Annotated in this window: 8 protein-coding genes; 6 read left to right on the forward strand and 2 right to left on the reverse strand. The window is 42.5% G+C overall.

The window, feature by feature from the left end:
- The first annotated feature begins 451 nt into the window (after nucleotides 1-451).
- The 4 genes from A0256_14635 to A0256_14650 all read left to right on the forward strand — a co-directional run bounded on the left by A0256_14635 (nucleotide 452) and on the right by A0256_14650 (nucleotide 5,996).
- Nucleotides 452-2,818, forward strand: a complete 2,367-nt coding sequence (locus A0256_14635; protein ID AMR32571.1) for a hypothetical protein — start codon at nucleotides 452-454, stop codon at nucleotides 2,816-2,818.
- A 240-nt stretch (nucleotides 2,819-3,058) separates the two neighbouring features.
- A complete protein-coding gene (locus A0256_14640; GenBank protein ID AMR32572.1) occupies nucleotides 3,059-3,382 on the forward strand; it encodes a competence protein TfoX in 324 nt (107 codons plus the stop codon).
- Nucleotides 3,383-3,849: 467 nt separating this feature from the next.
- A complete protein-coding gene (locus A0256_14645; GenBank protein AMR32573.1) occupies nucleotides 3,850-5,559 on the forward strand; it encodes a hypothetical protein in 1,710 nt (569 codons plus the stop codon).
- A gap of 221 nt (nucleotides 5,560-5,780) precedes the next feature.
- The gene (locus A0256_14650; GenBank protein ID AMR32574.1) at nucleotides 5,781-5,996 is read left to right on the forward strand and encodes a hypothetical protein; all 216 of its coding nucleotides are present in this window, start codon (nucleotides 5,781-5,783) and stop codon (nucleotides 5,994-5,996) included.
- A gap of 277 nt (nucleotides 5,997-6,273) precedes the next feature.
- On the opposite strand, the gene A0256_14655 is transcribed toward A0256_14650, so the two are convergent.
- Nucleotides 6,274-7,770, reverse strand: coding sequence for an RNA-splicing ligase RtcB (locus A0256_14655; protein ID AMR32575.1), 1,497 nt, complete (start codon nucleotides 7,768-7,770; stop codon nucleotides 6,274-6,276).
- Nucleotides 7,771-8,013: 243 nt separating this feature from the next.
- Between A0256_14655 and A0256_14660 the strand changes: the two genes are divergently transcribed.
- Both A0256_14660 and A0256_14665 read left to right on the forward strand, forming a co-directional pair.
- A complete protein-coding gene (locus A0256_14660; GenBank protein AMR32576.1) occupies nucleotides 8,014-9,051 on the forward strand; it encodes a WYL domain-containing protein in 1,038 nt (345 codons plus the stop codon).
- A 248-nt stretch (nucleotides 9,052-9,299) separates the two neighbouring features.
- A complete protein-coding gene (locus A0256_14665; protein ID AMR32577.1) occupies nucleotides 9,300-9,776 on the forward strand; it encodes a hypothetical protein in 477 nt (158 codons plus the stop codon).
- A gap of 34 nt (nucleotides 9,777-9,810) precedes the next feature.
- On the opposite strand, the gene A0256_14670 is transcribed toward A0256_14665, so the two are convergent.
- Entirely contained in the window at nucleotides 9,811-10,452 is a 642-nt protein-coding gene (locus A0256_14670; GenBank protein ID AMR32578.1) for a hypothetical protein, read from the reverse strand.
- Between the last annotated feature and the right edge of the window lie 63 nt (nucleotides 10,453-10,515).

A 10,515-nucleotide genomic window follows, 5' to 3' on the forward strand; every position in this document is an offset into this window, starting at 1 on the left:
TTACTTTAATTAAACCCAGCAAACGAGGATAACTCGAACGTTGCTTTGCAGGTAGCTTCCGGCTTTTCTACAAACCAGGCTATTACGAGTTGATAGTCTAGACACTAGTACGCCGCCCACCGGCCTGCGCTGCATCCTAGCCCCAGCAGGGATTGGCCATCTGCCATGCCCAAAAGGCATGAATAACCTTATGCAATTTTTTTTCCTGATTTTTCCTACTCGGCTTGAGTGAAAATTTCTAAAGTTTCATCGCTGTAGTTTAAATATAAAGCATTTTTATTAGCAAATAAACTGTAACGTAATCGTACGGACTGTTCGTTAATGAACAGTCTATTGACTAATAATTCGTTAACACGTAACACTTTAGCTTGTTGGCTCAAAATGTGAGCGTAAAAAGGTTAACTGCTTTCCACTACTAACTTTAATAAACTACGACATGAATAGCATCGACATGAAAATCGCCTTTCGTACATTCTTAAACGGTAAGTGGTATAATTTTTTGAATATTGCCGGATTAGCACTTGGTTTGGCGGCATTTATTTTTGTAACCCTTTATGTTGATTATGAAACAGGGTATGATAAGTGGAATAAAAATGCCGACCGGGTATTTTTAGTGGAAAGGGAAATGCCCAATGGCCCATCGCCGTACACACCAGGGAAATTGGCTCAAGCTATAAAAAGCCAGTGCCCCGAAGTTGAAGAAACCGGGCGTACCAATACAGCATTGTTTCAGATCCCATTCTTTACCCCATCGGGAAGGTTTTTGATCAGGAAATGGGTGGGTGCCGACTATTCTATCGCTAAAATATTAGGGATCAAAGGGGAGGGGATAAATTTAGCCCCCAAAGGTGCAATGCCTACAGTTTTACTCTCGAAACAAACAGCCGGCGCACTTTTCCCCGGCAACGTTTCTTATCAAAATAGAACAGTAAATATGATGTCGAGATCCGGTATGCCAATGACGGTTGCCGGCGTAGCACAAGTAACACCCGGCAACACAAATTTAGTTTTTGATTGCATTGGCTTTAGCGAAGATATTACCCAGGGCAAAGACCAAAGCTATGCTAACCAGATTTATCAAACCTATTTATTGGTAAAGCCCAATACAAATTTAGCGCAGCTATCTAAAAAAATAGATAAGATTTATAAAGAGGCGGCGCTTGCAGATACCAGCCAAGTTGCAAGGCAAGGGCTGAGCCTTGGCGGTACACCCGCTATTTATCTAGACGCTTTAACAGATCTTCACTTAAGGCCTCACTACAGCTCTCATGTAAACGACCAGATAGTTAAGGGACTGATGGCTCTGGCCATTATTATTTTGCTGGTAACAGGTGTTAACTTTACCAATTTATATATATCGCAAGCAAACAAACGCGCTAAAGAAGTAGGTATAAAAAAAGTAAACGGAATTCTTAAGGGGCGGATTATCTTACAATTCCTGACAGAAATTTTTTTGCAGTGCCTTTTCTCATTATTTATCGCATTAGGGCTGGTAGTTATTGGCCTGCCGTATTTTAACAGCTTATTAGGGGTGAATCTGTTCATATCCGGCATAACTGTCAGCATTATCGCTCAGCTGGCGCTAACATTAATTTCGCTTACTTTACTGGCTGGGGTTTACCCGGCACTTGTAATGGGCGGATTTAAACCTGTTGATGTGCTTAGGGGCAACCAGTTTACTAATGGCAATACCTTCTCGTGGATCCGTGGCGGTATAACGGTGCTTCAGTTTACCTTTGCCATAAGTTTTATAATCATCCTGTTTGTTATTAACCAACAGGTTACGTTTATGAGGTCAGCAGACCCCGGATTTACCGCCAGGCAGGTAGTATATGTAGATAACCTTGGTATTTATAACGACCCTGGTAAGTTTGAATCGGTTAGAAGTCGCATTAAAGCTATTCCCGGTGTGAAAAATGTAACTGTTGCGACCACGGTCCCGGGGGGAATCATCCCCGCAACTTATGAATTTACTGTACAAAGCAAGGCTTATGCCATGCATACCATCGGAGTTGATTACGACTATTTTCAAACCTTAAACATTGCGGTAAAAGAAGGCCAGGTATTTTCTTCTTCGTTTCACGTTGATTCCTTAAATGCAGTAATAAACGAAACGGCAGCAAATGCGATAGGTTTAGCAAACCCTATTGGTACTACCGTAAGCGGATGTGGGGGTAATTACAGGGTTATCGGCGTAATTAAAGATGTAAAATCCAATGGGTTCGAACAGAATGTACAACCCACTGTGTATTTGATGAATGCCGGTGGTGGATTAACCAAAACACAAATCATGATAAGTGCTAACGCTAATGCTGTACCTGCTATGCTGGCAACTTTAAACCACCAATGGAGTAACATTAACAAACTTGACGGAGACAATTTTAATTATCATTTTTTAGACGAACTATACGGTCAGCTTTTTACAAAACAAGAGCAGTTACGCGCTGTGCTGATCTTTTTTTCGTCCCTTTCGGTTTTCATTGCTTCGCTGGGCTTTTTTGCTTCGGCAGCACAAGCTATCAGACTTCGCATGAAAGAAATCGCTATCAGAAAAGTATTTGGTGCAAACGGAAAGCAATTAACGGCAACATTAAGTAAGCCTTTTTTATACATTGTTTTAATTGCTAATGTGTTAGCTTGGGTTATCGCCTTTTTGATAGCAGAAAAATGGCTGGAAACATTCGCCTACCGCATTAACCTTTCAGTTGTTCCGTTTATCATAGCCCTGCTTATTTCGCTATTGATAGTTGCTATTACAGTATGTTTGCAAATTTTGCGCGCAATAGGGTTCAACCCGGCAATAAAGTTAAAGATGTAATCATTTTTTTGGGGAAATGGTCTAATCTTCGTTAGAATCAACAGGTCGAAATTATTTGTTTTTACAATAAATATTCAGCCTTTGGTCGGAGTCGTCACCGTACTGTAGGGCTCTCCATCTTCCGGCTGTCCAAGTGTAGAATTTAGACAGCCGGAGAACTAATAACGCAACTATTAAAAACCCATTTGTAAATATTATTGGCTTAATTTACACTAAACAATTCAACTAAAAACCTAACCAATGGCTTCCGATCAAAATTTTGTGGACTTTGTTATCGACCAAATCAAAAATGCAGGAGAAATAACCGCTAAAAAAATGTTTGGCGAATATGGCATTTACGCTGACGGAAAAATATTCGGACTGATATGCGACAACAAATTATTTATAAAACCGACCATTTCGGGGCGAGAATTTATTGGTGATGTGATTGAAGCACCACCATACGAAGGAGCAAAATCAAGTTTCCTGATAGAAGAAAAAATTGAAAATAGCGATTGGTTAAGTGAACTAGTCAGCATTTCCCTCAACGAATTACCTTCACCAAAACCCAAAAAGAAAAAATAAACCCGAAATGGAATGGGCTGCAGCTAACACGACACTGGCGCCCCTTGACTCGCGCGAGTATGCAGCGTCGGAACGAGCTTGGAGTACTCGTGAATTCCGCCTGCATAACCAGAGGATCAAACTATTTACTTTAATTAAACCCGGCAAACGGGGATAACTGGAGAGTTGCTATGCAAATAGCTTCCTGCTTTTCTACAATCCCGTATATTACGAGTTGATTGGTCAGGCACGAGTACGCCGCCCACGGTCTGTGCTGCATACTCGCGCCAGGATGGGAGTTGCTATGCAGGTAGCTTCCGGCTTTTCTACAATCCCGGCTATTACGAGTTGATTGGTTAGGCCCGAGTACGCCGCCCACTGGCCTGCGCTGCATACTCGCGCCAGGATGGGTATAATAATTAATACTTCCGGTATGAATTATTGATAGAAAATAAAAAGTTGTCTTATATTAGCTTAAACCTTTTCGCATGAGCAAATTACATATTAACCAAATAAAAAGTAAGATCACAGCATTATTTGAAGAACATTTAGACCTTTCCGATTTAAAAGCGACTGATAAAGAGCGGGAACATAAGATTGCAACGAGATGTTTGGCTGCTTTCGCGGTTTATTCAAATGTTGAATGTACGGCAAAAGAGGCGGCTGAAGCTGTTACAGATGGCGGAGATGATAATGGTATCGATGCATTCTATTACTCGCCTATTGAGAAACAAGTTTTAATTGTTCAATCCAAATTAAGTCAGGAAGGAACCGGTGAACCAAATTCTACTGAAATTGCAAGCTTCACTAAAGGAATTAGAGATTTGTTTGAATCAAGTTTTGATCGCTTTAATAATAAAATAAAGAAGAAGCAAAGACTTATTGAAAGTGCTCTAAACGCATATGATGTCAAATGTAGAATTGTATTTATCGATACATTCTTAGCACAAAGTCTTGGTGTGCACGCTCTTAGGCATATAGATGACTTACTAAACGAAATGAACAATATTGGCGATGACAATTCGGAACAAATAGTAACCTTTGTACGAATGAACCAATCAAAAGTGTACAACACATTAGGCAAGAGTGCTGCCGATCAGAGAGTTGACATTGAAATAAGTTTATCTAACTGGGGGCAGGTAACGGAGCCTTATAAAGCTTACTATGGTATGGCATCTGGTACAGAAATAGGCAATTGGTGGGCAACACATAATAAATTGTTATTTACCAGCAATCTCAGGCAATCTCTTGGAGTAACTGACGTCAATGAAGAAATTCAAAAAACGCTTAAAGAAAATCAAAGCCTTTTTTGGTATTATAATAATGGGATCACAATAACTTGTGATCGAATTGACAAAACAATGGCAGGCGGCGGTTCGCGCGAGTTTGGATCTTTTAAACTCATTAACGCAAGGATTGTAAACGGGGCTCAAACCGTAAGCACAATCGGAAGATTTTTCTCAAGCCATTCACCTTCAGTTACATTAGACGAAGTCAAAATTAGTGCCCGAGTTATCCAACTATCGGAAGCTCCTTTAGACTTCGGGAAAGACGTAACCCGTACAAATAACCGTCAAAATAGAATTGAAAATCGAGATTTTGTTTCTCAGGATCCAGAACAAACTAGAATAAAAATGGAGCTTGCTATGGATGGCATAGAGTATAACGTAATGCGATCGGAAAGTTATGCTTCGGGTAAGAAGTCGTTCGATCTTTCTGAAGCTACTGTCTCTCTAGCTTGCGCGTCAGGAATATCCACTTTGGCAGTGCAAGCCAAAAGCGGGATTGGTAGATTTTGGGAAAATATCGATAAAGGAATTTATAAACAAATTTTTAACCCGAATATTTCTGGCTATTACGTTTACAATTCAGTTAAACTAGTCAGAATTATTGAGGAAGTCATTAATAAAGAGATTCAGCAACTTCCAAAACGATCAGGCCGAAGTTATGGGCTATTAGTGCAAGGGAATAGAATGATTGAGATGCTAACAATTACTAAACTAGGAGTCCGTCCCTCTCTGGAAAAAATAGACTTTGAACCTAATTTGATTAATGTTGAAATCGTAACCAAAGAAGTCATAAGGGTAATTCGTACTTATATCGATCAAGAATATCCAGATAGTTTCCTCGCAACCTTATTTAAAAACTCTGGGAAGTGTGCGAAAATTGTAACTCACGTGAGAGCAACGCTAATTTAACCCCATAGGATTAGATTCTATTTACCCCCGACTTCTCATGCTGGCGCGGTTTGCGGCCGATTGATAAAGTGAGGCGCACTCGTGCTTATTCGCCATTGACAAGATGATATTGAAATTCCTCTCATCAGTTGGGAGGTTTACTAGCGCCAGTTAAGAGCTAATACGAGAAATTTTCGGAGTTCTGGAGTTTAAATTTTAAGTGCAAATCTGTAAGTTTGTAAATGATTACGAAAGATGAATTAATTGATAGAGGGTTTGACAATTCTAAATTATTTGACTATTTGGAATTGACTTTAAGGACTGTAGAAGTAAAAGCTATTGAAAAGAATAACACTTACGAGATACAAATAGCAGAAGCAAGTAAAAATAAATTCCTTGTACCAAATTGTAAAACTATTGAAGATTTGGATAAGTTAATTTATCTTTTTAATATTTGATATTTGGACAGCCTCTCGCTGGCGGCATCCGTGCTACGGGTCCGGCCCCCGTACCCCCCCACTAAACCCGATAGCAGTGTTAAGCCCGCACTAATGAGGCCTTGCAGCCGATAGCGGGGCAGAACCTAACCGAAGTACTCCTGCGCCTACTTTACAAAACAACGAATTACATGGTGGAGATGGCAAACCCGTCTCTGCCACTACGCTCTTTTTCAGCACCGCTCCCCGGGTAGGAATTTAGCTGCAGCCTGACAACCGCGAACTGCCATACGCTATTTCAATCCTCCGGCCTTTCCCTCGCATCCGCCATCCTTACAATCCTCGGCTCAAACTTAGCCAGTACTTCTACCAAATCGTGCTGTGCTGCCATTACGGTGTGGATATCCTTGTAAGCCATTGGCGCTTCGTCCATGTCGCTGCCCATCAGGGTGATGCGTTTATCAATTAAATTGGCAGCAATAGCGGCTTTGTCCAGCCTCTTAAACGCTGCGCTTCGGCTCATGGCCCTGCCTGCACCGTGGCTCGCAGAATTGATAGAAGAAGCGTCGCCTTTGCCGCGGACTAAAAAGCCTGGCGTGCTCATGCTGCCGGGGATAATGCCTAATACACCTTCGCCGGCCGGGGTTGCGCCTTTACGGTGTACCATTACTTCGGTACCATCGGCCAGTTGCTCTTTCCAGGCAAAGTTGTGGTGGTTCTCAATCCTGCTCATCGGCTTTACACCCAGGGCGCGGGCAATTTTGTTATGGATCTCGTGGTGGTTGGCGCTGGCATATTCGCCGGCCAGGTTCATGGCTATCCAGTATTCCTGTCCTTCGTCCTTATCCAGATCTAACCAGGCCAAATGTTTGGCTTCGGCAGGGAGCTTGGTTTTGGTCATGGCAATTTTGCTGTAATGGTCGGCCACGGTACCGCCAAACCCACGGGAGCCGGAATGGGAGAGGAGTGCCAGGTATTTGCCGGCAGGGATGTTTTCCAACGCACCTTCGGCTATAGTTAATTCGCCCCATTCCACAAAGTGGTTACCGGTACCGCTGGTACCCAACTGCGCATAAGCCTTATCTTTTAAAGAACGGATCACTTTGGTTTCGTTCCATGTTTTGCTATCGAACAAGGAACTGTCAAAGTAAGATTTGGTGGTACACCCCATCCCGAAGTAGGTGTTATCCACCAGCATATTCTTCAGCTTGTCCGTTTCGGTATCGATGGCTTCGGCAGGCAGATCGAATATGCTCAAACACATCCGGCAGGCAATATCCACACCCACAGCAAAGGGGATAATGGTATTGGCCGTGGTAGCCAGCACGCCGCCAATAGGCAGGCCGTAGCCCTGGTGGGCATCGGGCATCAAAGCCCCTGCCACGGCAATAGGCAACTGTATGGCGGTACGCATTTGCGCTAAGGCACCCACCTCAATGTTTTGCAGTCCCCACACCGGGAACTCGGCAATCTCCTCTTTCAGCTTAAAGTTGTTGCGTTCCTGCTTTACAAACTTGCCTTCCTTACGCAAGGCAATCACGTCATCGGCCAGGTTTTTAAACTTGCCGCCTTTCTTCAGGGCGTAGGGCATCGGGTCGTCTATCAGGGCTTCCAGGTTAGCGAGTATTTCAGCCTTCGGCATTACGCCGTGTTTAAGTAAACCGCTGGCCACCCGGCCAAAGTTCACCAGTATCTCCACATCGTTAATACCTAATGCCTTTAACTCGTTGTTGCCTATTTTAAGCCCCCCGGCCCCCTGAAGGGGGAGTGTTTTGGTGATATTTTCTTTTCTCATTATATTGAGTTTGTAATTTAAAAATTTAAATTCTCCGGGCCAAAAACCCTCTCCCCAGATCAGGAGAGGGGCGTTCGTGAACGCGTTCAGCCTTTCGACAGTACAAAGAGAAACATCAAGTGCGCAGTGTATTTGCGTAGTTAAAAATAAATTGTAAATTGTCGGAATCAGAATTTACAGAATGAACCCTGGAAGCTAAATTCTGTTCATTTTTGAATTCTGAAAATTCTGATTCAGACAACCATGCCTGTTAACCGCAACGCTCTCATCCGTTACCGCACTATTGACCAGTGCCTGCAAAACCGTTTTAAGAAATGGACGCTGGATGATCTGATAGACGCCTGCAGCGCTGCTATTTACGAATACCAGGGGATTGATACGGGTGTAAGCCGCCGTACCGTCCAAGCCGATATGGAGATGATGCGCAGCAATAAGCTGGGGTACGAAGCGCCCATTATTGTGGTTAATAAAAAATATTATACCTATAGCGATAAGGACTACAGCATTACCAACAGTCCGTTAAACCAGCAGGATATGCAGGTGCTGAGCGAAGTTTCGGGCTTATTAAAGCAGTTTAAAGGCTTAAACCACTTTACCGATCTGAACGAGATGGTGAGCAAGCTGGAGGATAAGATCTACAGCCAGAAAACACAAAGCACCCCGGTTATCGACTTTGAGAAGAATGATAACCTAAAGGGTTTGGAGTGGCTGGAAGTGATTCGCAAGTATATCGTAGCTAAGAAAACAATGTGCGTAACGTACCAATCTTTCAAGGCGCGCGAGGCCAGCACTTTTTGTTTTAGCGGATACCTGCTGAAAGAGTACCGAAACCGTTGGTTTGTGTTAGGCATCTCGCACCAGCGGTATAAACCCCTGCTTAACCTGGCGCTGGACAGGATCCAAGCCATCACCGCGCATGATGATGATTATATCGAAAATACAATAATCGATTTTTCCACTTATTATAATGACGTAATCGGGGTAACCAAAACACCCGGCCAGCGTGATGTGAAGGTAGTTTTTTGGGTTGATGCAAAAAATGCACCTTACGTAATCACCAAGCCCTTGCATAACACACAACAGTTATTAAGCGAGGACGAAAAAGGCAAAATATTCAGCATCCGTGTAATTATTAATTTTGAGCTGGAGCGGGAGCTACTTGGATTCGGATCAAAGCTGCGCGTGCTTGGACCAAAGATATTAGTGAAACAGATTAAAAAACAGCTGTACGAAACTTTGGAAAGTTATAAAGTCCCGGAAATAGAAAGTCCGCAGGAATGAAATCATGTTACTATAATCAAGATGCCTGCCCGACTTATCTTTTTTGATATCAGGAGCAAGTTTTCTCTACTGTCGTTGGCGTAAATATCTAGAAAATCCTAAAATTAAAATGATTTTGTGTTTAAATCTCTTCAGGGAGTAGCTGGATTCGTGTCATATAGCTCATCTATTTTATTGATCGCCCTAATATTGGTATCAAAATGAGAACAATAGTCGTAAACTTAAACTCATTTGCTATTTTTGTTTAAATGACCGAGCTGAACGAATACGAATGTGAAATGCTGGATGCAATGCTCGAAGCTTTCGGCATCCCCGATAGCCTGACGCGAAATCAATTGCTTACCCTGTTCGATCAGGACGAGGCCTCGGCTTTTGCCTTGGTTCAGATCCTCATTCGCGAAGGTTTGGTAGCAGAAACCGGCAAACACGGCGATTACGACCTGCCCGAAAAACTGGTGCTGAAACCTAAAGGCGATAAATTTTTAAAAGCTGGCGGTTTTTTAGGCCAATTCCACAAGGAGCTGGAAAAACCAGTAGAGGTAAATAGTACCCTAACCAAATTGCAGCAGCAAAATATGCGGCTGCAAAATGATAAACTATCTCACCAATCAGATCTGCTTGCGCTTGAAAAAAAGGTAGCAATGCTAAAAACATTGCAATATATCTGGTGGGGCCTGATCTTTATCGCGCTTGTTATTGGCTACTTGATGGGCAAACACAAATAAAAATGCAGCGGAATACTGCTCATCTTCAACCAAATTAATCTTCCAATCCTTTACCATTCAAAATTCGCGGAATACATTTCTCCACCCTGGCCTCACGGGTTTTAGCCTGTTTGGCGGCAGCAAAATAAAGATAATACCCGCGTTGACGCCCGGGAGTTAAAGCCTCAAATGCGGTTTTTAATAATGGCAGCTCATCCAATTTCGTCCGGAACTCATCGGCGACTGCAAATTCTGTGGTTTTCTTTAACGCTACCTGTAAACCGGCTTTTTCCACTTCTATCGCCTCGTAGATATAGGCTTTTATCACTGTTTCCACCTCCTGTATTTCGCTTATCCCCGTAAACCGGATCTGGCGCGCCGCCTGTACATTCTCCGTTTGTTGAATAAGAATTTTATGGACATCAAGCAGCAAAGCTCCCTTAAAAAATAAAAAGGCACAGTAATCTTTAAAGGTGTGGATCAAAACGATGTTATTATCACCGTAAGTATAGCAAGGGCAACCCCATTTCAACTCTTCGGTAAGCTGGCAGCTAAGGGCAATTGATCGCATCAGCTTAATTTCCTCCTGCCATTTTTTGGCCTTTGCAAAGTAAAAGTCAACTTTTAAATTCATGAACCTATTGCTTAAAGAGTTTAGTACAAACAGCAGTTGCGAATCATCATAAAGCTGATTCATGTTATAGTGGCATCGGAAATTTAAGCAATTTTTTGGTTTTTAGCATAAACAATGCTCGGTTGC

The organism is Mucilaginibacter sp. PAMC 26640, assembly GCA_001596135.1.
Lineage (GTDB): Bacteria > Bacteroidota > Bacteroidia > Sphingobacteriales > Sphingobacteriaceae > Mucilaginibacter.